The organism is Ensifer sp. 1H6 (assembly GCF_001976035.1).
GTDB lineage: Bacteria > Pseudomonadota > Alphaproteobacteria > Rhizobiales > Rhizobiaceae > Ensifer > Ensifer canadensis.
This window is the reverse complement of the sequence record NZ_MOAI01000018.1, coordinates 96,067-121,633: the sequence shown is the minus strand read 5'-3', so window position 1 is coordinate 121,633 and position 25,567 is coordinate 96,067. Positions and strand designations below refer to the sequence as shown.

Genomic DNA, 25,567 nt, shown 5'->3' with positions numbered 1-25,567 from the left:
TCATTTCGTTACCTCCAGTTTTTTCTGCCCTGCGATCGGCTCAACGGCGGTCGCATAGTCTACATTCCGATGCCCGTAACGACGAACCCGCACGTTCGCCTGTTCCGCGTGCCCGGCAAATCCCTCCATCATGCAGAGGCGGGAAGTGTACTCTCCCACGAGAGCGGAAGCTTGGTCGGTTAGGATTTTCTGATAGGTGCAGGTCTTGACGAACTTCCCGACCCAAAGGCCACCGGTGTAACGCGCCGCCCGCATCGTGGGCAGCGTGTGATTGGTTCCAATGACCTTGTCGCCATACGCGACCGTCGTCCGAGCGCCGAGGAAAAGGGCACCGTAGTTCTTGAGGTTGTCCAGAAACCACTGGTCATCGCTCGTCATTACCTGGACGTGTTCGGAAGCGACGCGATTGGCTTCCGATAGCATTTCCTCTCGGCTGTCGCACACGATGATTTCGCCGTGGTTCCGCCATGCCTCGCCGGCAATCGCCGCCGTCGGAAGGATGCCCAGAAGACGGTCGATCTGAGATAGGGTGTCCCTCGCAAGCTTTTCGGAATTGGTGATCAAGACAGCGGGCGAGTTGGTTCCATGTTCTGCCTGCCCGAGCAGGTCGGTTGCAACGAGTTCACCATCCACAGTGTCGTCGGCAACGATGAGGACCTCGGTCGGCCCTGCGAAAAGGTCAATGCCCACGCGACCGAAGAGGAGACGCTTCGCCTCGGCAACATAGGCATTTCCCGGACCGGCGAGGACGCTGACGGGCTTGATCGTCTCCGTGCCGATGGCCATGGCGGCGACAGCCTGGACACCTCCCAGAGCGTAAATTTCGTCAGCACCGGCAAGATGCTGGGCAGCGACGATCAGTGGGGCCGGAGCGCCCTTGAATGGAGGAGCGCAGGTGATAACGCGGTCACAGCCCGCGACCTTTGCCGTCAGAACAGTCATGTGAGCGGAGGCCAGCAGCGGATATTTGCCGCCGGGGACGTAGCAACCGACGCTGTCGACGGGAACATGCTTGTGTCCAAGCACGACGCCCGGCATCGTCTCAACTTCCAGTTCCGCCATTGTGTCGAGCTGGGCTTGAGCAAAATTTCTGATCTGATCCTGCGCGAACTCGATGTCCTCACGTTCCTGAGACGTGATGCCGTTCACGCAGGCGTCGATCTCCGACTTCGTGAGGCGATAACTCGTCCGGTCGAGACCATCGAAACGGATAGCCAGTTTCCGGACGGCTTCGTCCCCACCAGCTTCGACTTCGGCAATAAGGTTCTGGACTGCAGTCGTAACGTCTTCGTCATGGAAATTCGACGCCTCGGCCAGAGGCCGTTTCAGATGTCTTATCATAGCATTATCCCGCTTTTGATCCGAGACCTCCGCCATCGTCGGAAGAGTGGCTCATTTCGATCGGGGCAGAGTGGGCCAGTGATCTGTCGCGGACAATTTCGCAGGCCCTTGAAACTTGGCGCAAACTGACGCATTCTCGGTGGGAGTTGTGAAGCACCCCGGGCGCGCATTAGTGAACACCGAAGTCATCGATTCCTTACAGACCCAGAATTTCGGCGCGAACCTGCGCTTTCTGTGCGAACGCCAAGGTACGGTCTCGAGCATCTGCCGGAAAATCAACATAAACAGGCAGCAGTTCAACAAGTACCTGTCTGGTCTTCACCTGCCGTCGATGCAGAACCAACGTCTGATCGCGAATTTCTTCGGTCTCAGCAGGTCGGTGCTATTCGCCGACCCCGAAGAGTTTCGCACCCTCATGGAGGGCAACTATTTCTACGCCATCGATACCTTGCGGGGTTCCGAGAAGATGGCAGCTTTCCTTGACACGCTGCTCGTTGCGGACAATACGGCCGGAGACGACTATGTGGGGGTGTACGATCGATATCAGTACTCGACGATCTACAAGGGCAAGGTGCTACGATCGGCCTATTGCATCTACCGGAACCGGGACTTCCTGCAGCACTACTACATCGAGCGCTTTCCCAATCTCGAAGACCAGGACAAGATCGATTTCGTCTTCAAATATCACGGCTTCACCATCCCCTTGGGCGGGCGGCTCTTCTCGCTGGATTTCGAGGCCGTTCAGAAAAACGAGATGACGTTTGGAATCTACGCTCCGGTTCAGCGGAGTTCGAAGAGCTTCCTGATGGGGATTACGAGCGGAATTGCGGAGAACATGCTTCGACCGCCTTACTCGACGAAAGTCGCGATGCATTTCCGCGGGCCCGGCCTGCTAAAGCGCGAACACTTGGACAGGGTGACCACGCTGGAAAAAGGGGACCGGTCGATCCCCACCGAGGTCCAGCAATATCTCAGTACGGTTGACTAAGCAGACTTCTTGAAGTCCGTCGCAAGCATGTGGTCAGACGCACGAAGCGCCTGCGCTGCGATCGTGAGAGCAGGATTCACAGCCGCCGACGATGGGAAGAAGGAAGCGTCGATCACAAAGAGGTTCGGGTGATCCCAGGTGCGGCAATACTGATCGAGCGCCGACGTTGCCGGATCGCTGCCCATTCTCACTGTACCGGATTGATGAGCTGTCGCATGCGCAACAAGCGATTTCGTGACGACGATGGGGTAGCCCGCGCGCTGCAACGCGCGCTTCATACGTTTCACCAGTTCGAGGTGGCCTTCCATATTGTTGAGTGTTACCGCTAGCTTGATCTGACCGCCCTCAAGGGTTACCCGGTTGTTAGGGTCAGGCAAATCTTCCGACAAGGCGATCCAGTCCATGCCGTGCCGTGCCATCTCATTGCCCAAGAACCGCGGAAGGTAAGGCACGTTGGCTGTGAGCATGCCGCCCTGGAGCTTGCCCAGCATCTGCATATGTCCCATCGGCCAAGGGAAATCCTTGTCGCCGAAGTACCAATCGTTGATCGCCAACGTCTTTTGGAACGTTGTCGAATTGATCCGATGCGATAGGCCCATGAGCGCGGTCTGGTTGTGGACCATGTAGTGGCGGCCCACGACGTCCGAGCTATTTGCAACGCCCGTTGGTGCGGCGCTGCTGGAAGAGCGCAGAAGCAGCGCAGCGGAATTGACCGCATTGCAGGACACGACGAATAGCAGGGCCGAATAGCGCTTTGTCTCGCCCTTTTCCTCTACCTCTACGGCCTCCACCTTCCTGCCGTCCCCCGACAGAACGATGCGCCGTGCGAAGGTCCTGGTCTTGAGATCGACTCTGCCGGTCGCTAGCGCGGGCTCGAGCGCGCACGTTTCAGCGTCGTTCTTCTGGCCGATCTTGCAAGGGAAGCCATCGCAGGTTCTACAGAGAATGCAGCTTCCAGCGGTTCCAGAATTCACCCCGCTTGGCATGGCCGACGGCGAAATACTTTGGCTCCGGAGCCGATCCGCCAAGTGTGCGACGATTGGCTCAGAGGGCACAGGGCCGAAGGGATAGGGCCCGTTACGGTGCGGCGCGGTCTTGTCTCCGGTGTCGTCCCCGTGCACGCGGAACATTCTCTCTGCCTCGTCGTAATAAGGCTCCATCTCGGAGTAGCTCATAGGCCAGGCAGGTGAGACGCCGCCCTTGTGTTCAAGTGTCTCGAAGTCCCTCTCTCTCAGCCTGAATAGTGCTGCTCCGTAGAACTTGGTCGATCCGCCGACGTTGTAACAAGCGCCGGGATCGAAGAGGTTCCCCTTTCGATCGAGCCAGGTGTCCTTGGCCTTGTACTTCTTCTGAAAAAAGACCGTGTCGACGCTCCAATTCTCCGGCTCGCGCGGCACGAAATCGCCGCGCTCAAGTATGAGAACGCGGGCTCCGTTTTCAGCGAGCCTACGGGCCGTTACGCTTCCGCCTACACCGCTTCCAATTATAATTACGTCGTAATCTTCCATGTTGTTCCCGGCGTTATGAGTTGCTTTGGACGGTGCGTTCCAATCCGGCGCACCCGATCCATTGCGAGATTTCTAACACTGGAGGAATATCTGGAGAAGCAAGATTCCGGCCACTTGCGTCAGTGTGCGTCACATATCGGACGGGTGCGAACTTACTGATCGCGCTCTTGAAATGGCGAATAGCGCTATGATCGGCCGTCTCGGCACCAGGTTGAGAATGAGCGCCGTCGGCAAGCTCCGTATCGCCGACGCCTCGATCATGCCCACCATCGTCAGCGGAAACACCAATTCTCCCACGCTGATGATTGCCGAAAAGGCCGCGGCCATGATTCTGGCGGGCAACCGATAAAAAAATGGCGGCCGACCGGGAGGAGAATGGTCGACCGCCGCACGGCGCTAGGTTTTTTGCGCCGAGTAACTAACTACATTGGAAACGGTTGCCACGTTTTGGTTTGCGACGAGCGGACGCAGATTTCCGAAAGAAGAACCCCACGCAAGCCTTCGTTGAGGTCCGAGATCGGCGTCTTGCCGGCATGCCGCCAGTTCGGTCCGGCCTCCAGCGCCCCGGCGTAGTCGGTGTAGAGCACGGCGAGGGCTTCCAGGTAGGCTTCGGGATTTCCAGCGGGGAGGCTAACACACCATGCTCCTTCCTCAGTCATGTCTGACGCTCCCCTGCGGTAAGTGAGATCGGCCTGCCCCATACGGGAAAGATGCAGCGTTTCGGGCTGCTCCTGCCTCCACTCGAGGGTACCCTTGCTTCCAACGATTTTGAAACGCAGGCCATTTCGATGTCCCGGCGCGGCTAGACTGCACCACAGCAGCCCTTCGGCACCTCCTTCGAATTCCATCTGCACAACGCCGGTGTCGTCCAGCCCGAACCCGTCGACCGTAGTCGAGAGCTTTGCGTTCAAAGCGGCACACCGCCTGCCGGAGACAAATTCGAGGATGTTGAAGGCATGCGTTCCGACGTCGCCGAGTGCTCCGGTCAATCCGGCTTTTCCAGGGTCGCCCCGCCAGATGCCGCCCTTCCCGAGCTTCGTGGGGTCATTGGCCAACCACTCGAGTAGGTACTCCACGTAGAGGAACTTCACTTCGCCTATTTCGCCGTTGCGTACACGAGCCCGCGCATCGCGCACCATTGGGTAGCCGGTGTAAGTGTAGGTGACGGCGGCGAACAAATTTCTGTTTGCGGCCAGCCTGATCAGTTCCTCGGCTTCTCTGGAGGCATTGACCAACGGTTTGTCGCAGATGACGGGAATTCCCGCTTCGAGAAACAGCCTGCAAGGCTCGTAATGAAGATGATTGGGCGTTACGACGACGGCGACGTCAATCCTGTCCGAGCGGTTCGATTCTGCCGCAACCATGTCCCTGAAAGTCCGATAGGTCCGGTCAGGAGCGACGCCCAGCGCTTCTGCCGCCTCCCGGGATACGGCCTCGTCAGAAGAGAACACTCCAGCTTTCACATCGAAGCAACCGTTCAGGCGCATGGCGGCGCGGTGGATGCCCGCGAAAAACGAGCCGCGGCCTCCTCCGATCAGGCCAACGCTGAAGCGACGCTTCGCAGGAATATCTGAAATCAAGTTCGGCATGTGACCTGTTCCTCTTTTCCTTGATCAAGTCTCACCGCCGATGTCGGACAGCAACTTCGCATCGAGCGAATATCTGAAGCAGTGTGGCGCACATTTTCCAGCCCTGGTCCGTGTCGATCGACCCGAAGCGCTAAGTGCTTCAAGCTGCGTCATCAGTCCGCTGTTTGCGAAATTGTCACAGCACCCCTCGGAGCTACACTCGTAGGTCAAATACGACAGGCGTCAGTAGCTGGCGTCTTCGAGAAAACCGTTAAAAAGGGGAAGTGGAATGACTCATGTCGCCACAGGTCGGCTCGTAGCCGACAAGCCGGGACCGTTGCGTCGGTTCCTCTCGCCGCAGCATCCTGCGGTTATGGTGCAACGCGTCATGTTGTTGCTGTTGGTGGTCAGCGTCATCGGCCTGTCAATCGCCAACCCGAGTTTCAGGAACCCGGCCAATCTGTTGAATATCATCCAACAGGCGTCGATGGTCGGCATCGTGGCTTGCGGGATGCAACTAATGATCATCTCGGGAGGCTTCGATCTTTCAGTGGGAGCGACTGCCGCGGCCGCCGGATGTCTCGCCGCGACCGTATCCCTGTCGGCGGGCGTTCCGGCCGGGATTGTCGCGGCGCTGGTCCTCGGACTCCTCATTGGGATCGCCAACGGCTGCTTGATCGCGAAGGTAGGGATGAACCCTTTTGTTTCGACTTTCGGAACGCAAGCGATCATCCTTGGCACGATGTACGCGCTTACTGAAGCGCGTCCGATCGCGCCGCTGCCGCGCGAGTGGCGCGAGCTGGGCTTCTTCCATGTCGGTGGCCTGACCTTCCCGAGCATGGTGTTTATCGTCGTTGTTGTGGTGTTGGCGCTCGTGCTGCATTTCACCAGCTATGGACAACATGTCCGTGCGGTCGGCAGCAACAAAGTCGGGACCAGCCGCGCAGGTGTCAATGTCGACCGCGTCCTCATTGCGACCTACGCAATCGGCGGCTTCACCGCTGCCATCGCCGGCCTTTTGTTGACCTCTGTCGCCGGAATCGGGAGCCCGCAAGCTGGAACCACCTGGGCGCTCCTTTCGATCGCGGCAGTCGTCATCGGCGGTACGCCGCTGACTGGCGGGGTCGGTGGCATCACTCCGCGGTCATCGGTATCTTCGCTCTGACGATCCTAAACAACGCGATGACCCTCTACAGCATCTCAGCCTTCTGGCAACCGGCGTTCATGGGAACAGGTGTTCTCCTGGCCGTTGGTTACGAAGCCCTGCGGCGCGGCCGCAAACACTAAGAGTGGAACCGGCAGAAAACACTGCCAAAACTAGGAGGACTGCAATGAAACTCACAAGACGAATGCTCGGTATAGCGTCCATCGCAATCGCCGTGGGCACCGCGTTCGCAGCACCGGCAGCAGCGGAAGACAAAAAGATCGGCGTGATGATCTACAACATCGGCGTCGATCCGTGGATGAACGTGGGCGTCAAGGCGATGGAAGAGAACGCCAAGAAGCTCGGATACGAGGTGACTGTAGTTGACGGTCGCAACGACGTGGCGCAGATGAACGCCGCGATCGAGCAGTTCATAATTCAAGGCGTGAACGCCATCATCGTTGCGCCTGCCGATCCCGACAGCCTTGTCGGCAGCGTCCTGAAGGCAACCGATGCCAAGATTCCCGTCGTTTCCTATTCGATGGGTATCTCTCCTGAAGCACCGATCACTGCTTTCGTCGGCTCGGACGAAGAATTCATCGGCCGGCTCCATGCGGATCAGGCTATTAAGATGCTGAATGGCGAAGGCAATGTCGCCATTATGACGGGCATCCTCGGAACTGCGCCTCAGATCGGTCGAGCCAAGGGAGAGCATGACGCGCTCAAGACGGCGCCAGGGATCAAGATCGTCGAGGAGCAGGCAAACGATTGGGCTGCGGATAAGACCGTCGCACTGATCCAGGATTGGCTTTCCAAGTACCCAAAGGGTGAGCTGAACGCAGTCTTCGCTCACGGCCCGGAGCTCGTTGCCGCTGCCGAGTATGCGAAGGCGCAGGGCCGGGATGAAGTGATGTTCTTTGCGGTCGACTATCCCGAGGACGCGCGTCGCGCGATCAAGGAGGGCACTCTCACCGCCACGGTTTCTCAGAGCCCGGCTTTGCTTTCAAAGCTCGCAGTTGAAGCTGCAGACAAGGCGATCCGCGGCGAGAAGGTTGAATCCAAGATCATCATTCAGAACACGCTGATCACGAAGGACAACGTGGAGCAGGTTCCGGCCGACTACTAATCAGATCGACCCGCGCCGTCACCGCGGCGCGGGTTCCCAATTGACGATTTAGTTTAGGAGAGGTGCAATGCCTTTGTCTGTAGTCCGCAAAAGCGAGGCTGTTGTTATGCCAGAGCAATCCACTCCGATTGTGGAGGCAATCGGCATCGCCAAGCACTATGGTGGCGTGATCGCCCTGTCGGGCGCGAACCTCAAGGTCCTGCCTGGCGAAGTGGTCGCCATTGTCGGCGACAACGGAGCCGGGAAGAGCACGTTCGTCAAAATTCTTTCAGGTGCCCAACCCGCTACTGAAGGAAGGCTGCTCGTTTCAGGGCGCGAAGTGGCCTTTCACCGCCCGAGCGACGCCCGCGAGGCAGGTATTGAAACCGTATACCAGGACCTTTCACTCGCGGAACACCTCGACGTCCTTACCAACCTCTTCCTCGGCCGTGAGGAATTCTATTTCAAGTTCGGTGGTCTCAGCATTTTGAACCGCCGCAAGATGACCGCACGGGCCGAAGAGCTGCTGAACGAGATCGGGGTAAACGTCCCGGGCGTGCGTGACATCGTTGGTGGTTTGTCCGGGGGTCAGCGCCAGGGCGTTGCGATCGCACGTGCAGCGGGATGGGGATCGCAACTCATCATCATGGACGAACCGACAGCAGCGCTTGGTGTCCAGGAAACCGCCCATGTTCATGATATTATCCGGGGTCTACAGTCGCGCGGGGTTGCCGTCCTGCTTGTCAGCCACAACATGAAGCAGGTGATGGAGCTGAGCAATCGCGTCTATGTCTTCCGGCGCGGTCGGATCGCGGCAGAACTACAGACACCGCATACCACGACTGATGAGATTATTTCTTACATCACCGGTGCCCGGGGCTAAATCAAACAACCCGGCGCTTCACTGTTGAGTGATGCGCCGGGCATTTTGTTGCCTGGATCGCTATTTGAAGACCGCTGCGAGAAACGCATTCCAAAGCGTCTGCCCGTTCGGGCTCCTGACATTTACGTCGAGAGCGTGATCGTAGTCGGGGCAGATAAACGCGAGTGCAAGAACCTGTCTAAACATTGCCTTCTCCCACTAAGCAGGCGGACGATGCCGACTCCAAGATCGCTCCATTCTACCTGCGCCTTCAATTTCGCAGTGGAGGGAAAAGTGAAGCTTTCTGACGCACTTCTAGATATGGCGGGTGCATGCCTTCCGCTTTTGCTAGGCACCGTTGCAGGCTCAAGCGCGTGCCTATCATTCAAGGCGCTTATCGGTTCGGCAATAGTGGGCACACCGGCCCGCGCGTCATCGCTGAGTTTACCGTGCATCGAGGCAGTCAGGCCTAGCGGCGGCCGATGTCAGCGCAGAACGGAGGCCTCCGACCTCGCTCATCTGTTCAGTCTGCGAACCGGAACTCGGCTACGCTAGCCTCGACGCCCTCTGATCCGTGCCCGGCAAGCTCAGCCTACCGGTCGAGCGCGACCTGTTTTTCACGCCTGATCGATTGTCCATGCACTCATCGCGCGCGCTTATTTCAGATTATCGACCAGTTTGCGAATGCGGCGTTCCCGCACTTCTGCGGTCTTGGCCTCGTGGATCGCGTTGACGTGCTTTTGCCGCAGCCCAAAAGGCAGGCGGTCAAAAGCCATTCGGGCTTGCGGAGAGTTATTGAGCGCCTCGGCGAGCTCTGCGGGTTCGGCGACCTCCCTGGGCGCCTCGTCGAGCTCGACTTCGATTTCGACTATATCGCCTTCGCTGATCCTGGCGGCGGCGCGATGGGCAGCGCTGATCCCTATCAGCCGCTGCCCCCGCATGGCCGCCACCCGCGTGCGCCAACTAAAGCCATTGATTGTCACAGTCACCGGTGGGCGACCTCCAGGACCCAGCTTTTTCAGTACTGCATCGGGGACCTCGACACCTGTCGCATTGCCGGAAGGGACAACCTTCGCCTGGAACGTCCCTGCTCCCCTGCCTGCATTTTTGTTCTGATTGTCGCTAGATGACATCGTCCAAATCCAATGCTGCTGCGCGTACCTATTCGCCCTGTTGAATGCTCAGGGGATAGCGCCTGGGATGGTGCACCGAGGTTGATATGTTGATAGGTCGGTTTTCGGCGGAGAACGCGATCTGATCCAACGTCAGCACCGCGGTCTTTTGTTCCAGTTTGAGCAATGCAATCTCGTCTTCATCAGGATAGCGCGCACTGATTGTTGTCTGTCCACGCACGGGGCGCAGGCCGTAACGCTCGCGCAATTCAGCGTAGAGCGAACGGTTTCCAGTCGACCAGTCCAAATCCAGCAGGCCCGGGCATGCGACGGGCTGCAGCCAGTCATACTGTATGACCACCGGCACGTCGTCGAGCGTGCGAAGGCGTTTCAACAACACGACGTCAGCCGCTTCTGGCAGGTAGAGCGCGCGTGAAATCTCCGGCGGAGCGGCATAGATCTTGGCTTCCAGCAGGCGGCTGCCGGGCATCATGCCCTTGGCGATCGCGTTGGCAGTAAAGCTCGTCAGCAAGTGCAACTCGAACGGTTCACTTCTTTCGGCGACGTAGAAGCCCTTGCCTGGCTGGCTTTGCAGATGGCCCTCCTGAACGAGTTCCACAAGCGCCTGCCTGATTGTAATGCGGCTGACATCATATGCCTGTACCAGCTCGCGCTCGGACGGAAGTTTGGAATGTGCGGGGATCGTGCCGTCACGCGTCAGATCCAGGATGTTCTGCTTGACCTGCCTGTAGAGAGGTTGCTGGTCATCGCGATCCAGCGGCTTCAGCCGGGCGCGTTCCGCCAACGGATTGCTTCGAATTGTCGGCTTTTTTGCGGGCATCTTTTCCGTACCGTTTGTGACGATTCCAGTGCTGCACGAAATATGGTGGCAAGGCAACGGTCTATCTTGACATGTCTGGATATGACCAGTTACGACTGCATTAATAGACAACTGAGGTATCCGATGAAGCTCACTCTGATTGGCGGCGGCGGCGTAAGAGCGCCCCTATTCGTGGCTTCGGCCCTTCGCAGGGCCGAACGCAGTGGGCTTACCGAAATCTGCCTGCATGACGTCGATCAATCGAAACTCGAGATCTTCGGTGGGCTCGCCCGTGAGATTGCTCTCAGGATGCAGTCGCCCGTCCGCATTTCAGCCACCGTGACTGCCGAGAAAGCCCTTGAGGGCGCGCGTTACGTGGTCACGACTGTTCGGCCTGGCGGCGAGGACGGACGCGTCAAGGACGAGCGGATTGCCTTGTCCCACGGCGTTCTGGGCCAGGAGACCACCGGACCCGGTGGTTTTGCCATGGCGTTGCGCAGCATTCCCGTCATCACTGAATATGCTCGGCTTTTGAAAGAGGTCAGTCCGGATGCCTGGCTCTTCAACTTCACCAACCCGGCGGGCCTGGTGGCCCAGGCTTTGAGCGACGCAGGCTTCGATCGTGTCGTCGGCATCTGTGATGGTGCCAACGCGGCCCAGGAAGCGGTGGCGCAGAAGCTCGGTGTTGCCGTCAGGGACGTGCAGACCGAAGTCTTCGGTCTCAATCATCTATCGTTCACGCGGTCGGCGGTCGTTGGAGGGCGCGAGGTTCTGCAAGACCTGCTGGATGACGATGCGTTTCTTGCCGAAACGGCGCAGCGCATTTTTGATCCGTCGATTATCCGGCGGCATCGCCTTTGGCTCAACGAATATCTCTACTACTTCTACTATGCCGAGAAGGCGCTTGGAGACATCCAGGCCGATGCGCGCACCCGTGGCGAGGAAGTGCGCGATCTCAATCGAACATTGATTGCTGAACTCTCTGCCATTGGCGTCGAGCGCGATGCGGATGCTGCCCTGGCTGCCTACTTCGCCTATGAGCAGCGGCGCGAGGCGACTTACATGCATTACGCGCGGCCCGAAGCGCCGAGCATGGAAGATGCCGACAGGGCCATCCGCGCGGTCAGTGCGCATGCCGCGGACGGTGTCGGCGAGGGCTATGCCGGCGTTGCGCTCAATATCATCGATGCGATGGAATCGGGAGCCGAGTGCCATATCGGATTGAACGTGCGCAACGGGGACGCTATCGACAGCCTTCGTCCGGATGACGTCGTCGAAGTGAGCTGCGTCGTCGGCCGAGACGGGATCAAGGCAAAAAAAATCGGGGCTATGCCGGAGGCTCAAGCGCAACTCGTGCACAACATCAAGCGTTACGAGCGGCTCGCCGTCAGGGCGATTGCCGAGCGGCGGAAGGATCTCGCCGTAGAGGCGCTTGTGGCGCATCCGCTTGTGTTGTCCTACTCGCGCGCGGAGCCGTTGGTCGAGCAATACATCGCTGCACATCAACCCTTTGCCGGGGAATGGCGCTGATGCTCTCAAAGCGGTGCAGGGCCTCCCCTTACGACGTGGTGCTCGCCGGCGAGTATTACTACGACCTGATTTTTTCCGGTCTTGGCGAGATACCAAAGCTCGGCGCTGACGTGTGGTCGAAGAACTTTGATGCCGTCCCAGGAGCCAGTTATACGACGGCGCGCGCGTTTTCCTTGCTCGGTGTGAAGGTCGGCTGGTGGTGCGAGACCGGGGCTGATCTTTTCAGCCAGCTGATGATCGCAGCGGCGACGCGAGATGATATCGACGCTTCTCTGTTCCAGCGCCGCGCAGAGGCAAGAATACGCCTGAGCGCTGCCTTCTCCATGGCACACGACCGCGGGTTCATAAGTCACTTCCAAGGGGACGAGACGCTTCCGTCAAAGGCTGAGATCGAACGGCTCGGGCCGCGTGTCCTCATCGTGCAAGGGCTCACCTGCCGGAGCGACTTGGCAGATCTGTTCGCCTTTGCCCGCTCCATCGGCATCTTTTGCTGCCTGGATTGCCAGCATGTCGACGAAGATATAGCCGATGGCAATCTCGCCGAGATTCTGCGCCGCACGGATTGCTTCATCTGCAACGAGACCGAGGCAAAGCGGCTGACAAACAGTGAGAGCCATGATGCGGCGCTATTGGCGTTTGCCGAATATTGCCCGACTACGGTGATCAAGCGCGGCGCATATGGCGCTTCCGCACTCCATGCGGGCCATGTCATCGAAATTGGTGCGCCGCAAGTCGAGGTCGTCGACACGACGGGTGCCGGCGACAGTTTTAACGCCGGCTTCATCTACGGATTATTGCAGGGCTGGCAGATTGAGAAGGCGCTTCGAGCGGCGGTTGCCTGCGGGTCGGCCTCGGTGACGGCGCATGGCGGCAAGGCGCTGCCCCGCGAAAGTGAGCTTCTTCAAAGCATGGCGGAAGCTACCTGGTAGAGAACGACACATCAAACGCAACGTGGGAGCATGCATATGAAACGTCGGGAATTCCTTGCATCCGCAGCGGCAGCTGCTGCGGCAATTGCCATCAGCCCCAGGGTAGCCTTTAGCGCTGACGGGGCGGTTGAAGTGATCGTGGGAAGCGATCAGAACGTGGCAGATTTCTGGTCCAATGTCGTTGTTCCGGCATTGCAGCAAGAGCTCCCGGACCTCGTCGTGAACGTTACGGTATCAGACGGAAACTCGGGGATGATGGCATTGGCGGATCGTGCCCTAGCGGCACTGAAGACGAAGAGTGATCCGCAGGTCGATGTGATGGAGGCCTTCAATCCACGCAATACCGTCGGCGCGATCGATGCCGGTCTCTGGCTCGATTTTTCCAAGGCATCGATGAGCAACTATTCGAAGCTCAACAAGCTTGCGATCGATACGAATTTCGGCCTGCCATACCGTGGGTCACAGGTGGTTCTGGCCTATGACTCCACCAAGGTGCAGACGCCTCCAAAGACCTGGGAGGAACTGACGGCCTGGATCAAGGCAACGCCCGGCCAGTTCATCTACAATCGTCCGGACAAGGGCGGATCCGGCGGCAATTTCGTGCGGCGCGCGATCCACGAAGCCAACGGACGAGACCCGTCTGCATTCACGGCAGCCAATTTCAGCAAGGAAAAAGCCGACGCGATGCTGCCGCCGGCCTGGGAGATCCTGAGGGATCTCGCACCTTCGCTCTACCAGGGCGGATCCTACACGGCCGGCAACACGCCGTCGCTGCAATTGCTTGTATCGGGCGTCGTCTCGATGGTGCCAACCTGGTCGGATCAGGCCCTGTCCGGCCTGAAATCGGGTGAGCTACCGTCTCATATCAAGCTCGCGCAACTGCAGGATCTGGCATTCGTTGGCGGGTTTGCCTATTGCACCATTCCGACAAATGCCAAGAACATTGAGGCTGCGACCAAACTCGCAAACGTCCTCATTTCGCCTGCCGTCCAGGAACAGATCGTCGATCAGATCGCCGGCTTTCCGTCGATCGAATGGTCTCATCTTTCGGACGAGATCCGCACTGCAAACGCCGACATCATCCCGAAGTCGATTCCTGCCTTCCCCGACGGCGAGTGGGAAGCCGCTGTCAATGACGGCTGGTATCGCAACGTCGCGCCCGCGATCGCGCGAAACTAAGAGATCGGAGCGCTGGTTTGGGAAGCGAAGGCAACTCTACACGAAACCTGAAAGGGCTGCTGCTAATCGGTCCGCCGCTTGCAGTCATGGTCTGCCTGCTGCTTTATCCCGCTGGCGTTTCTGTCCTGCAAACACTCCAGGAGACCGCAGCCGACGGCTCCGTCTCCTGGAGCCTTGCTCGATATCATCGGTTCTTCACCGATCCATACAGTGTTGCCAACTATGTTCGCACCGTGTGGACGACGGTGGTGACGTTGGTTCTGTTGATCGCCATTTGTCTGCCGATCGCCATCTATCTGCATTTCACCCGCAGCCGCTTGGCCGCCGTCGTTCAAGCCTTGGCGCTTTTTCCGATGTTTGTGCCAGGCATCATCGTCGCCTATGCGCTCATTCGATACATCGGCCCGAACGGCCTGCTTCAGTCACTGCTGGAGTTGGTCGGATTCAGATCCTATAACTCGCCATATCTGACTCCGTGGGGGCCGGTCATCGGCTTGGTCTGGGACCATATGCCCCTGACCTTGCTCATCCTGACGGCTGGCATGGCGAAGGTGTCACAAGAGGCAATCGAGGCCGCCCGCGATGTCGGAGCCGGCTATGTCGTCATATTCCATCGTATCATTCTGCCGCTCATGGTCGACTCGCTTCTGGTCGTGGTCGCCTTGAACGTCATCAGCCTTTTCGGCTCGTTCGTTATCCCCTACATGCTGGGACCGGCGTCTCCGGAGATGATGGGCCCTTACATGCTGAGGACATTTTCGGAAGTCCGTCAGCCCGATTTTGCCGCAGCGCAGGCGGTGATCACTTTCCTGACCTGCTCCGTGTTTGGCATCCTCTATGTCGTCATGCTGACGAGAAAGCAGGACGTATGAAGATCCGCGCCAGTACCATCGTCGGCATCGTCATCATGCTTGTCCTCATTGCCTATGTGGTGATGCCCATCGCGACGGTCTTTCTCTGGGCTTTTGCCGAGAAATGGACCTACCCGGCGCTGCTTCCGACCGAATGGGGCTTGCGCTACTGGCACACGACCCTGGCGCGGGCCGACGTTCTGTCGGCCTTGCGCCTGTCACTTGCCCTTTCGGTCACTGTGACGCTTCTGTCGGCGGTGATCTGTCTGCCGGCGGCCTATGCCTTCGCACGGATGGAGTTCGTCGGGCGCCGGACCTTCATGATGTCGTTCCTCGCAATCAACGCCTTTCCCCGATTCGGGCTCATCGTGATGATCGCGACGCTGTTCCTGAGCCTGCGCCTTGTGGGCACGTTCTGGGGCATCGTCCTGGTGCAGTTGCTGAATACCATGCTGATCATGATCTGGCTCCCGTCGGCGGCATTCCGCGGCGTCGACCGTCGGTTAGAGGAAGCCGCGCGTGATGTGGGGGCCGGGCCCGTGCGGACATTCATACGCATCACTATTCCCCAAGCCGCCCCCGCTATCGGGGCAGCGATGCTGCTCACATTTGTTTCGACCTTTTACGAGACAGAAGGCGCATGGCTGGTCGGTGCTCCCAAGTTGCGCACGATGCCAATGGTGATGTTGCAGATGATTACCGGGCAGATCGTGGTGCAATATGGGGCCGTCCTCTCGGTTCTGCTTTGGGTGCCATCGTTCATCGCATTGTTGTTTGCTCGCCGTGTCCTGGCGTCGAACCAGTTTGCAAAAGGATTTGGCGCATGACGCCGCACGCACGCGTGTTGTCGGAGTTCTGTTGAAATGGCGAAATTGGAATTGAAGGGAATCGAGAAGCGCTACGGCAACGTGGCCGCAGTCCGCGACATCTCTCTCGAAATAGCATCGGGCGAACTGGTCTGCCTGCTCGGACCGTCGGGATCGGGCAAGTCGACGCTCCTGCGGATCATGGGAGGCTTCGAAAACCCCACGGCAGGTAGCGTTCTCATCGATGGTATCGACGTAACGGCGAGCGCGCCGGAAAGCCGCCCGACCGGGATGGTCTTTCAAAGCCACGCGCTCTGGACGCATATGAACGTCTTTGAAAACATCGCGTTCGGGTTGAAGCTCAGAAAGATGAGCCGAACGGAAATTGCCCGCAAGGTCGATGCAGCGCTCGATCTCGTCGGTCTCAGCGGCTATGGCAAGCGCAGCCCGCTGCGTCTTTCGGGCGGTCAGCAGCAACGCGTTGCGATCGCGCGATGCATCGTTCTGGAGCCGAAAATCCTGCTGATGGACGAACCTTTCGCCAGCCTCGACCAACATCTCAGGGAGCGGCTGCGCGAGGAAGTACGTAACATCCAGCGCGAGCTTGGCATCACCACCGTCTTTGTAACCCACGGCCAGGACGAGGCGCTTGCGATAGCGGACCGGGTCGTCGTGATGTCGGTTGGAAAGATCAACCAAGTCGGTGGACCAGCCGATATCTACGCACAGCCGCAGGACAGGTTTGTCGCCGGCTTCATCGGCGCGATGAACCTGATCGACGGGCGTGTTTCGTCGGGGGTGATGGATGCTGCCGGTTTCAGAGTAAAAGTACCATTGCCGGATGGTGAGGCAACGCTTGCTGTTCGGCCGGAGAAGCTGGCGATCGCTGCCCAAGGTGGACACACTTCGGCATCGGCGAAGATTACCAGGGTCGTCCATTTCGGAGCTTACCGCACCGTCGAGGCGACAACCGACGGCGTCAACCGCGTGAAGATACATGCCGACACGGAGACGGTACTCGAACCGGGCCAGGAAATATTCCTTGATCCCGTTCATTTCTCCGTTTTCAAGGATGGGCACGACGTCTTCCGGTCTGCAGCCGCCGCCAGATGATCACTCTCAAGTGGCACCGTTTGCGCCAGGTGCGGACCGACGGGGCGTTCGGTCGGAGCCGCATGCTGCTGGGCGCAGCATGCGGCGCATCGATGGAAGTGGATCTTCGCGCTCTGGGTGACGGCGATTTCGTCTGTCTGCACGACGCGACTGTCGATCGGGAAACGAGTGCTGCTGGTCCGGTGCGGGATTTCACGTCGTCGGATGTCAGGTCAATGGTAATGCGCACCGATGATGGTCATCTGACCGACCTGCAACCCATGCTGCTTGGCGATCTTGCCGCCGCGATGGGCAGCGAGGTGGTTCATCCGAATGCCTTGATGCAGCTCGATTTCAAGGACGACATAAGAGCGCTTTCGGATGGTCATCGTCAGCGGTTTCATGATTGTCTCGCTTATTGTGCAGACCGCTTTATCCTTTCGGGAGATGATCCGGCAGGACTGCTCAGCCTTGGCGCCGGCCTACCGGGGCTCAAGATCGGCTATGACCCTTGCCGTGATGACACACTGGTAGAGTTGCAGCAAACCTTGGCGTTTGAGGCATTTGCTCGCGACGCTGTCGGCAGGGTGCCATTCGCGTCATATGTCTATCTCGAATACCCGATCATACTTGCCGGGCTCGATGCCGGTGTGAACGTCGTTTCGATTTTTCAATCGGCGGGCATGAAGGTCGACGCATATACACTCAATGCCGACCACCACGGGGTGGACGAGACGTTGCGCCGTCTGGTTCAGGCCGGCGTGGATCAAGTCACCACGGACGAGCCGCTCGCTCTTGAAAACATGCTAGACCGGGTCATTCCCCAAACAGACTAAGCAGCCAGGGTTGAAGCGCCGGCACGCTGGCGAGAACTGCGCCATTGCCATTCTGCTCGTTTCCCTGGAAGTCGGTGACGACGCCTCCGCACTCCCTGACCAGCAGTGCAGAAGCGAGATAGTCGAGCGTGTCGAGCCCATCTTCGAAACAAGCGTGGTGCCGACCGGCTGCGACATAGGCAACGGAAAGCGCAGCGGAACCAAGCCGCCTGGTGACGGCCGCCCGGTCGATCACCGCGCGCAGGGCGGCGTGATAGCGCTCAACCGATATCCCCTGGACCTGTCCGGGGATGGGAAGTCCGACACCGACCACGGATCGCTCCGGCAACACATCGCCGCAAACGGGCAGCCGCTTGCCGTTCAGATATGCGCCTCTACCTGCCTCCGCGACAAACATTTCGTCACGGATTGGGTCGAAGACGACGCCAGCCGTTACTCGGCCGTCTTCCAGATGCGAAATGACCTGCGCAAAGAATGGAATATGGAACGCGAAGTTCGACGTCCCGTCGATCGGGTCAATGATGAATGTCCGCCGGCCGTCTCCAGCCCGGTCGCTTGTCTTTTCCTCGCCGACAATCCCCGCGTCCGGGCATTTCTCATTGAGCACAGCTGCAATCGCGCGTTCGGTCGCGATGTCGGCCGCCAACTGATAGTCCCGGGGCGCTTTTTCAACCATGCCGATGGTCTCGTTCGCAGCGTAGTATTTTAGAGCGATGGCACCGCCAGCGCGCGCCGCATCTATCATCGCTGAGGCTACGTCGCTCGGCTGAAATGACATGGATCGCCTTTCCAAAGAGGGTTTACATCGGACTGGTCATAACAGGTCATTTTCAGCTGAGCAAGTTATTGATCGGTGTGGCCGCCAGGTGGGGGCTGCGCACAGCTTCGACTGGCTTACTCGCCAGAAGTTGTGGCTGAGATGAGCATTATGGCTTTGCCCCTGGGCATCGAGGTGCCTTTTGTTGTTCTCCACCACATCTCGCGAGTTTGCCTTGGCAGCGCTGCTGCCGGCGCCTAGTACGCTCTGTTTTCCAGCGCCTCGAAGTCGACTGGCTTTGTCGGCATGATATGCACGGCGACCAAGACATTTTCCGGGGCAAACAGTGGTTTCGTTCTCAACTAAAAAGTGCCGCTCACCCGATCTAGCGCGGCGCTGGATCGAACTACCCGTTGAATTCCGGACCGGCATCGCACCTATTTACAAACTTAACGAACTTGACGAGCTATCGCGCCGCACCTAAATACTAGGGCAGGAGGCTGAAGCCAATGTCCATCACGAAAACAATAGACAGCGATTCTTCCAACGTCGCACTCTCGATGAAGCTGCCTCGGAAGGCCGATTTTGAAAAGGCTCTTATCAGGCAGTATGCCAAGGCGGTTCAACTGAGCCGTAAGGCTGGCCATCAGGTCAGCTTCCGCGTGGTCGTGGATCCGCAGGCCGGAGCGCAGACGATTTCGGTCGTCGAGGAAGAGCCCGCGCTTCGAGAGGATGCATTTCCGATCGAAGCGATGGCCGTTCCCGATGACGAGCTGCAGGCCGCGCTGGCGACGGCGCGGGAGCGCGGGCGACGGCGCGTTGCAGAAATCCTCGCCGAGGACGACATGCTGAGCGCGGACGCATTTGCCGATCTGCTTGGCGTGTCACGTGTCACCGTCAACACTAAGCGTCAGAATGGACAGGTTCTGGGGCTCGACGGCGCCAAACGCGGCTTCCGCTTTCCGGCATGGCAACTCGACCGGGACGGACGGCCCTATGCTGCGCTCCGGAAGTTGCATGCGATTCTGGGCAGCGCATGGGCGGTTTACCGTTTCCTGATTACGCCGCATGGCGCTCTGGATGAGCGGACGGGGCTCGATGCGCTGAAACGCGGCCATGACGACGACATCCTTGCCGCGGCCGAAAGCGTTGCCCGCGGTGATTTTCGCTAAATGGCTGCAATCAAGCCGCCGGCGGGTTTTGAGAATTTTCCGCTCGAAATCGAGATCGTACCCGCTGGTCGCCAATTTGGACGCATCTATGGAAGCGCCTTCCCCGATCCGTTGGGCTACGGAAAGACGCCGAGCCGATTCAGCGATCCTCGCCGGCGTGACGCCGCCAAACGGTTTGGCGTTCTTTATCTTGGCGACACCCTCAAGGTCTGTTTCCTGGAAGCAGTTCTGCGCGACCGACGCGACGGCCTCATCGGAGACCTTCCAATCGAGGAGAAAGAACTTTACGCCCGGCGCTACGCGGAAATCGAGACCAACGCGGAACTCCACCTTGTCGATCTGCGTGAGGACCATGCGATCAGGATGGGCGTGCCGACAGATGTCGCGAAATCTTCTCGCCAGAGCCTGGCGCGGGCATGGTCGCTTGCGTTTCATGAACACGGATCCCAGCCGGACGGCATCATCTACCCATCGCGCCTGAATGGACATACGAACCTCGCGATCTTTGACCGAGCGGTCTCGAAGCTTGCCGCCGTGCGCCTCGTACCACTGATTGGCGCGCGTGGACTCGCCACCGTCATCAATGACCTTCGCGTAAGTCTCGTTGATGTCCCCTGAGGGGGTGCATACCGCCTGCTGCTTCTTCTCAGAATCGTCAGTATCCGGGAGGGCAGGCTAACGAAGCGCCGCCTGGGCTGTCCGTTGTCGGATCACGGCCGATTAGTAAACCATCGTCCTTCGAAGAGAGCTTTTGCAGCACCTTGCCTGTTGCCCAGCGTGCCGAGCCGAACACGCTAGTGTCCAATAACATTCCCCTTACCGGACCCCAGAAACCTTAGATCGGTCTGTTTTGTATTGAGGAGCCAGCACCTATGCTGTCTGGCAGGCAGCTAGCTCAACTATGACCGCAAATGGGCGCAAAGCGGACTTCTGTCGCCAGGATGTCCCGGTTTTGTGCCCTTTTATGTGGCGGCCAGGTTGAGCTGTCCGCGGTTGTGCAAAGTATAAGTGTCCCATCCGGCGTCTTCAGCCATTTAGAAATGCGACGCTTCAGCTCGCAAGCCCCCGACCGGACCGGCTGGGGCGGTTGCAAGGGAAGGGAGGGGGCGGTCTATTCACACGCTATCGACCAAGTGACGCTCCTGGGGTGAATTCGGCTTTGCGCGCCAGCACTTGCGCCTGTCTGGAACTTTCCTATCTCTGAGGAATCCTCGACATGGAGCCTCGAGATGGATCAGCTTTCAACGAATGTCCTTTCCGTCCCCGAAACCGAAGTCATCCCGCCAGAACGCGATGAAGGTGACTTGGGAAACGCGATGATATGCCTCTGTTGTCAAAAGAAGCGGTCAGCCTCGCGGATGGACGCCGACGGTTGTGGCATTTGTGACGAGTGCCTGGCGCCATGACGCAGTCGGCGTCTGAGCTATCGACTGCGTTTCTGGTTAAGTTCGAGAAGGCGCTTGCGGAGCTTCCTGAGGGTTACGTGCACGGAATTTTCCAGGGCCGTCGATGGAGCGCGACCGTCAGGCGCTCGGCCGATGGGAAACGAGTGTGGTTGTATGGCGAGGAGCTGGGCGGAGCGGATGTCGTCAGCTTCAACCTCTATGTGCTCTCTGACGCGAGCGCCATCCTGAAGCCCTGCGAAATGTCCTCGTCGAAGGTCATCGATTTCGTGCTTGGCTTTGAACCCACCTGAACCGGTTATCTGCTTTCTGGCGTCTGCTCTCGTCGTCATGCCGACCGCATCCGGTCATGCGATGTCCGAGGTGAGGTTCAAGCAGTTCAGGCTGACCTGACGTTTTCGGCCTTGGATTTTCCGGTCTTGCGGTCCTGGCCAAGCTCGTAGCTGACCTTTTGACCTTCTCGAAGCGGGCCTGCGTCGTCGACCGCCGACACATGGACAAACACATCCGCTCCACCGTTGTCAGGCGTGATGAAGCCAAAGCCCTTGTCTTGATTGAAAAACTTAACGGTACCGGTCGCCATGATCATCCTCGTCAACTGAGCGCTTGCGAACTGCCGCCAGAGCTTATTGGACGCGGCCCTCTCCCGCAACCGCGCATGGCGGGCGAACTTTTTCATTCGTCTGAGCGAAAGTTCGCTTGCGTACTCGCTGCCCGTCTCGGTTCTCGAGCGAGAGATCGCCCCGGGAACGGTAGCGGATATCTTCCTTCTTGAGCTCTCGTTGAATTTTGCCGGGCAACTTCCGTGCACCCTTGTGTCCTCGCTAAGGCTGCGATGGATGATGGTATAAAAATATGATTTCTAATTTTATTTATAATTATTGACATGATTGCATACGCCTCATAAATTCTCTCTGGAAGTGGGGGCGGTTTCTGATATCGCGATATTATCGCTGCGCGCGGGTCATGGCCGGCCGGGTTTTTCAACAAACGCTCGAGCCGCGTTAGACGGCATGGAACAAGCGTGAAGGCATGAAAATATGGAGGAACGAATGAAGCATACCTTGCGCATAAGCCTGCTTGCCTGTCTCGCCGTGGTCGGCGCAGGTGTTACGTCGAAAGCTGCCGAGAGCGGAGGAACGTTCAACTTTGTTGCGCCCTACGATGGCAGCATCCTGACGTTGGACCCGCACAAAACAGCCAAGCAGCAGGACCATCTGGTCACGAACAACATCTTCAGAACCCTCTACATGTGGAGCACGGAAGAACAGAGGCCGGTGCTGGAACTGGCGGAGGCTGTCGCGGCATCAGACGACGGCTTGACATACACCTATACGCTGAAGGATGGCATGACCTTCCACAATGGGCGCAAGCTCGTCGCCAGCGATATTGCTTATTCCTACGAGCGGATGCTGACGATGGATCCGGTCAGCCCCACGTCGGGCTACCTGCAGGTGATCGTTGGCGCAAATGCGCTGCAAAAGGACGAGGCCGAGACCCTGGCCGGGGTGAAGGTGATTGACGACAGGACGTTCTCGATCACCCTGACCGAAAAGGTCGACCCTGCCTACCAGTTCTACCTGCCGGGTACAGCGATTGTACCCAAGGAAGAGGTGGAGCGGCTGGGCGAAAAGTTCGGGCTTACACCGGTTGGAAGCGGGCCATTCAAGTTCAAGGAATGGGTCGAAGGCAGCGAAGTTTCGCTGGTCAAGTACCCGGAATACTATGAAAAGGGAAAACCCTATCTCGATTCCGTCGCATTCAAGATCATGCAGGAAGGCGCGTCGCGAGATATCGCGTTCCGGGCCAAGGAGCTGGATTCGATCATTGTCGAAGCACCGCAATACAGCAGCTACAAGAACGATTCCGAATATTCCGGCGACCTGATCGAAGTCGCCGAGATGTTCACCCGTCTGATCGTGTGGAATCAGAAATACGAGCCGCTTGCCAACAGGAAGGTGCGTCAGGCAATCAGCTACGCGATTGACGAGGACGCCATCAATCAGAAGTTCCTGAAGGGCAAGGCATACAATCCGGTGGGCTGGTTGCCGGAATCTTCGGAGGGGTTCGACCGTGGGGCGACGGGGCTTGGCTTTGATCTGGACAAAGCCAAGGCGCTGATGAAAGAGGCCGGCTACGAAAACGGCTTCGAGCTGAAGATCCTCGGAAGCGCGAATATGTCCTATGGTGTCGCGGTTGCGGAGGTTGTCGGCCAGTATCTTAGCAAAATCAACATCAAGGTAACGACCCAGCAGCTGGAGGAGGGTATCCTCTACGACAAGATGGTTGCGGACGATTTTCAGGGCATCATCTGGTCGTTCGGTTCAGGCCCAGAGCCATTGGTGGCTTTGAAACGCTGGCATTCGAAAACGGCGAACACCTCCGGCAACTATGCGCACTACAACAATGCGCAGTATGATGCATTGCTTGACAAGGCTCAGGCGGAAACCGATCCGGCTGCCCGGATTGCTCTCATCAAACAGGCAGATGCCGTTTTCCGCGATGACGCCGCGGTGTGGCTCCTCAACTACAACAAGGCCGTTCTTGCCGTTCAGCCATGGGTGCACGGGCTTGAGCCGGTCGCGATCGAGATCATGTACCAGGACATGGCGGATGTCTGGGTTGAATCCACGTCTCCTCGTTCCGGCAAATAGTTGACGTCCATCGACCAGTCAGCATTGCGATAGTAGTGCCGACTGGTTCTTTCCATCTCCCGACATATCAGCTGCATCCCCGAGCACCGCAATGTGTCGTCACGGGCTTTCCGGTGACGACAGAGAGAAACCGACATGCGTTCCTTTGCCATTCGCCGCATTCTTCAGTTCATCCCGACGATACTGGGAATTACGCTCATCATGTTCCTGTTGCTGAACGTCATCCCCGGCAATGCCGCGTTGAGTTCGGCAGGCAGGCTTGAGCTGGGCGCCGAGGTTGTCGAGAAGCTGAAGGCCGACCTGCAATTGGATAAGCCCGCCTATGTCCGGTATTTCAACTATGTCGGCCGCTTGGCCCAAGGCGATATGGGCCAGTCCTATCTGCGGCGCTATGACGTGGCCGACGTGGTGTTCGCCCGGCTGTGGGCGACGCTGAAACTTGCCTTCTCCGCGATGGCGATCGCGATCGCACTGGGCGTTCCGCTAGGGTTTGTCGCGGCGCTAAGACAGGGGGCTTGGCCCGACCGGCTTGCGACCGTGGCGGCGGTGGTGGGTGTTTCAATCCCGCAATTCTGGCTTGGCATCCTCCTGATGTATTCCTTCAGCTACATGATGCGCTTGCTGCCAACCTCCGGGTATGGAGACGGCGCGTTTGCCAACCTAGTGATGCCGGCGGTGACGCTGGGCGTGGGCTACAGCGCTCTGCTGGCGCGCATTACCCGCGCCGCCGTGGTTGAGGTGCTGTCGGCGGACTATATCCGCACCGCAAGGGCCAAGGGGCTGTCGGAATTCAAGATCAGCTACAAGCACGTCTTTCGAAACGCCTTCGTGCTGATCCTGACGACCGCAGGCATGCTGTTCGGATCGCTGATCGGTCAGACGGTCGTCGTCGAGCGCGTGTTCTCATGGCCGGGGATTGGATCTTTGCTGGTCGAGTCGATCTTCCAGCGGGATATCCCAGTGGCGCAGGGCTGCCTGTTGGTGATCGTCATGGTGTTTCTGATCGTCAACCTGCTCGTCGACATTCTCTACAATGTGATCAACTCACAGATTGATTTCAAATGAACCTGCGCCGCGTTTTCCGACAGAAGAACCTCTTTTACGGTGGCCTCATCGTCGCCCTTGTCACGCTCATGGCGATCTTCGCGCCCTTGATCGCCCCGTTCGACCCGATCAACGACGCGGATCTGTTGAGTGCCGAGTTGCCGCCGGACGCGACGCATCTGTTCGGCACCGATACGAGTGGTCGCGATGCGTTCTCGCGCGTCGTTTACGGAGCGCAGGTGTCGTTGAGTGTCGGCCTGATTACGCAGATCGCCAACACCATCATCGGCGTCTCGTTAGGGCTGGTCGCGGGCTATTTCGGGCGGTTCTGGGACGAGCTGATCATGGGGGCCACCAACATTATGCTGTCGATCCCGGTCATCGTGTTCGCGCTGGCGATCATGTCGGCGCTGGGGCCGGGCCTGTTCAACATCTATCTCGCCCTCGGGCTGACGAACTGGTCCTATACCTGTCGTCTGACCCGCGCGCAGGTTCTGTCGATCAAAAAGAGCGACTACGTGAACGCCGCTGTAGTGCTGGGATACAGCAAGACCAGCATCATCTTCGGCCAGATAATGCCGAACGTCCTGGGGCCGGTGCTGGTGATTGCCACCCTCGGCTGCGCCGAGGCGATCCTGATGGAGGCCGCGCTGTCGTTCCTTGGGCTCGGCGCGCAGCCGCCGATGCCAAGCTGGGGCGGCATGCTGTCGTCGTCGCGCGATCTCTTCTTCACCGCGCCTTGGCTCTCGATCTTTCCCGGTCTGGCGATCTTCATCACCGTTCTTGGCCTGAACCTTTTTGGCGACGGACTGCGCGACATTCTGGATCCCAGAAGCGTGCTGAAGAACAACGCGTAATCCGCCGGC

General features: G+C 58.6%; 24 protein-coding genes and 1 pseudogene. 18 read left to right on the top strand and 7 right to left on the bottom strand.

All coding sequences use genetic code 11. From position 1 onward, the window contains the following. Entirely contained in the window at positions 1-1,341 is a 1,341-nt protein-coding gene (hisD, locus tag BKP54_RS21210; protein WP_025430894.1) for a histidinol dehydrogenase, read from the bottom strand. A gap of 172 nt (positions 1,342-1,513) precedes the next feature. Between hisD and BKP54_RS21205 the strand changes: the two genes are divergently transcribed. Then, positions 1,514-2,329, top strand: coding sequence for a helix-turn-helix transcriptional regulator (locus BKP54_RS21205; protein WP_041693102.1), 816 nt, complete (start codon positions 1,514-1,516; stop codon positions 2,327-2,329). Here BKP54_RS21205 and BKP54_RS21200 read toward each other — a convergent pair. Next, the gene (locus tag BKP54_RS21200) at positions 2,326-3,837 is read right to left on the bottom strand and encodes a GMC family oxidoreductase (RefSeq protein WP_084814818.1); all 1,512 of its coding nucleotides are present in this window, start codon (positions 3,835-3,837) and stop codon (positions 2,326-2,328) included. The two genes, BKP54_RS21205 and BKP54_RS21200, sit on opposite strands and share 4 nt — an antisense overlap. A gap of 136 nt (positions 3,838-3,973) precedes the next feature. Between BKP54_RS21200 and BKP54_RS37135 the strand changes: the two are divergent. Then, positions 3,974-4,186, top strand: a pseudogene (locus BKP54_RS37135) (GMC oxidoreductase); the annotation flags it as partial. 73 nt (positions 4,187-4,259) lie between these two features. On the opposite strand, the gene BKP54_RS21190 reads toward BKP54_RS37135, so the two are convergent. Then, on the bottom strand, positions 4,260-5,426 hold the full coding sequence (locus BKP54_RS21190) for a Gfo/Idh/MocA family oxidoreductase (RefSeq protein ID WP_084814817.1): 1,167 nt from the start codon (positions 5,424-5,426) through the stop codon (positions 4,260-4,262). A 367-nt stretch (positions 5,427-5,793) separates the two neighbouring features. Here BKP54_RS21190 and BKP54_RS21185 point away from each other — a divergent pair, with 367 nt between their 5' ends. The 3 genes from BKP54_RS21185 (at position 5,794) to BKP54_RS21175 (ending at position 8,537) form a co-directional block, all read left to right on the top strand. Beyond that, entirely contained in the window at positions 5,794-6,570 is a 777-nt protein-coding gene (locus BKP54_RS21185; protein ID WP_158071716.1) for an ABC transporter permease, read from the top strand. Beyond that, positions 6,533-7,675, top strand: a complete 1,143-nt coding sequence (locus tag BKP54_RS21180) for a sugar ABC transporter substrate-binding protein (protein ID WP_128090463.1) — start codon at positions 6,533-6,535, stop codon at positions 7,673-7,675. Before BKP54_RS21185 ends, BKP54_RS21180 begins: the two co-directional genes overlap by 38 nt. 67 nt (positions 7,676-7,742) lie before the next feature. Continuing rightward, on the top strand, positions 7,743-8,537 hold the full coding sequence (locus BKP54_RS21175) for an ATP-binding cassette domain-containing protein (RefSeq protein WP_245317870.1): 795 nt from the start codon (positions 7,743-7,745) through the stop codon (positions 8,535-8,537). A gap of 635 nt (positions 8,538-9,172) precedes the next feature. Here the strand turns inward: BKP54_RS21175 and BKP54_RS21170 are convergent. Next, on the bottom strand, positions 9,173-9,649 hold the full coding sequence (locus BKP54_RS21170) for a YdeI/OmpD-associated family protein (protein WP_084814815.1): 477 nt from the start codon (positions 9,647-9,649) through the stop codon (positions 9,173-9,175). A gap of 28 nt (positions 9,650-9,677) precedes the next feature. After that, positions 9,678-10,469 carry a GntR family transcriptional regulator gene (locus BKP54_RS21165; protein WP_128090462.1) on the bottom strand — a complete coding sequence of 264 codons (792 nt, stop codon included), beginning with the start codon at positions 10,467-10,469 and terminating at the stop codon, positions 9,678-9,680. Between the two features lie 123 nt (positions 10,470-10,592). Here BKP54_RS21165 and BKP54_RS21160 point away from each other — a divergent pair, with 123 nt between their 5' ends. From BKP54_RS21160 to BKP54_RS21130, 7 genes are read left to right on the top strand one after another with little or no spacing between them, the layout of a single operon-like run. After that, the gene (locus BKP54_RS21160; protein WP_084814814.1) at positions 10,593-11,978 is read left to right on the top strand and encodes a 6-phospho-beta-glucosidase; all 1,386 of its coding nucleotides are present in this window, start codon (positions 10,593-10,595) and stop codon (positions 11,976-11,978) included. Continuing rightward, entirely contained in the window at positions 11,978-12,907 is a 930-nt protein-coding gene (locus tag BKP54_RS21155; RefSeq protein WP_158071715.1) for a carbohydrate kinase family protein, read from the top strand. Before BKP54_RS21160 ends, BKP54_RS21155 begins: the two co-directional genes overlap by 1 nt. 36 nt (positions 12,908-12,943) lie before the next feature. Continuing rightward, positions 12,944-14,086 carry an extracellular solute-binding protein gene (locus BKP54_RS21150; RefSeq protein WP_084814812.1) on the top strand — a complete coding sequence of 381 codons (1,143 nt, stop codon included), beginning with the start codon at positions 12,944-12,946 and terminating at the stop codon, positions 14,084-14,086. 17 nt (positions 14,087-14,103) lie between these two features. Next, positions 14,104-14,958: an ABC transporter permease subunit gene (locus BKP54_RS21145; protein ID WP_025430884.1), complete on the top strand. Its 855-nt coding sequence runs from the start codon at positions 14,104-14,106 to the stop codon at positions 14,956-14,958. Then, positions 14,955-15,764 (top strand): ABC transporter permease subunit, encoded by an 810-nt coding sequence (locus BKP54_RS21140; protein WP_025430883.1) that lies wholly within the window; start codon positions 14,955-14,957, stop codon positions 15,762-15,764. The genes BKP54_RS21145 and BKP54_RS21140 overlap by 4 nt, the downstream gene beginning before the upstream one ends. A 36-nt stretch (positions 15,765-15,800) precedes the next feature. Beyond that, entirely contained in the window at positions 15,801-16,856 is a 1,056-nt protein-coding gene (locus BKP54_RS21135; RefSeq protein WP_084814811.1) for an ABC transporter ATP-binding protein, read from the top strand. Then, positions 16,853-17,671, top strand: coding sequence for a glycerophosphodiester phosphodiesterase family protein (locus BKP54_RS21130; RefSeq protein WP_084814810.1), 819 nt, complete (start codon positions 16,853-16,855; stop codon positions 17,669-17,671). The genes BKP54_RS21135 and BKP54_RS21130 overlap by 4 nt, the downstream gene beginning before the upstream one ends. On the opposite strand, the gene BKP54_RS21125 is transcribed toward BKP54_RS21130, so the two are convergent. Then, positions 17,652-18,449, bottom strand: a complete 798-nt coding sequence (locus BKP54_RS21125; RefSeq protein WP_084814809.1) for an inositol monophosphatase family protein — start codon at positions 18,447-18,449, stop codon at positions 17,652-17,654. The two genes, BKP54_RS21130 and BKP54_RS21125, sit on opposite strands and share 20 nt — an antisense overlap. Positions 18,450-18,937: 488 nt before the next feature. Here BKP54_RS21125 and BKP54_RS21120 point away from each other — a divergent pair, with 488 nt between their 5' ends. From BKP54_RS21120 to BKP54_RS21110, 3 genes are all read left to right on the top strand, one after another. Next, positions 18,938-19,600, top strand: a complete 663-nt coding sequence (locus BKP54_RS21120) for an XRE family transcriptional regulator (RefSeq protein ID WP_084814808.1) — start codon at positions 18,938-18,940, stop codon at positions 19,598-19,600. Beyond that, a complete protein-coding gene (locus BKP54_RS21115) occupies positions 19,601-20,218 on the top strand; it encodes an RES family NAD+ phosphorylase (RefSeq protein WP_025430878.1) in 618 nt (205 codons plus the stop codon). Between the two features lie 784 nt (positions 20,219-21,002). After that, positions 21,003-21,296, top strand: a complete 294-nt coding sequence (locus BKP54_RS21110) for a hypothetical protein (RefSeq protein WP_198956853.1) — start codon at positions 21,003-21,005, stop codon at positions 21,294-21,296. Between the two features lie 86 nt (positions 21,297-21,382). On the opposite strand, the gene BKP54_RS21105 is transcribed toward BKP54_RS21110, so the two are convergent. Then, on the bottom strand, positions 21,383-21,586 hold the full coding sequence (locus BKP54_RS21105) for a cold-shock protein (RefSeq protein WP_025430876.1): 204 nt from the start codon (positions 21,584-21,586) through the stop codon (positions 21,383-21,385). Positions 21,587-22,055: 469 nt separating this feature from the next. Between BKP54_RS21105 and BKP54_RS21095 the strand changes: the two genes are divergently transcribed. The 3 genes from BKP54_RS21095 (at position 22,056) to BKP54_RS21085 (ending at position 25,558) form a co-directional block, all read left to right on the top strand. Beyond that, positions 22,056-23,657, top strand: coding sequence for an ABC transporter substrate-binding protein (locus tag BKP54_RS21095; protein WP_025430875.1), 1,602 nt, complete (start codon positions 22,056-22,058; stop codon positions 23,655-23,657). A 135-nt stretch (positions 23,658-23,792) separates the two neighbouring features. Next, on the top strand, positions 23,793-24,722 hold the full coding sequence (locus tag BKP54_RS21090; protein ID WP_025430874.1) for an ABC transporter permease: 930 nt from the start codon (positions 23,793-23,795) through the stop codon (positions 24,720-24,722). Then, a complete protein-coding gene (locus BKP54_RS21085; RefSeq protein ID WP_025430873.1) occupies positions 24,719-25,558 on the top strand; it encodes an ABC transporter permease in 840 nt (279 codons plus the stop codon). The genes BKP54_RS21090 and BKP54_RS21085 overlap by 4 nt, the downstream gene beginning before the upstream one ends. The last annotated feature ends 9 nt before the right edge of the window (positions 25,559-25,567 follow it).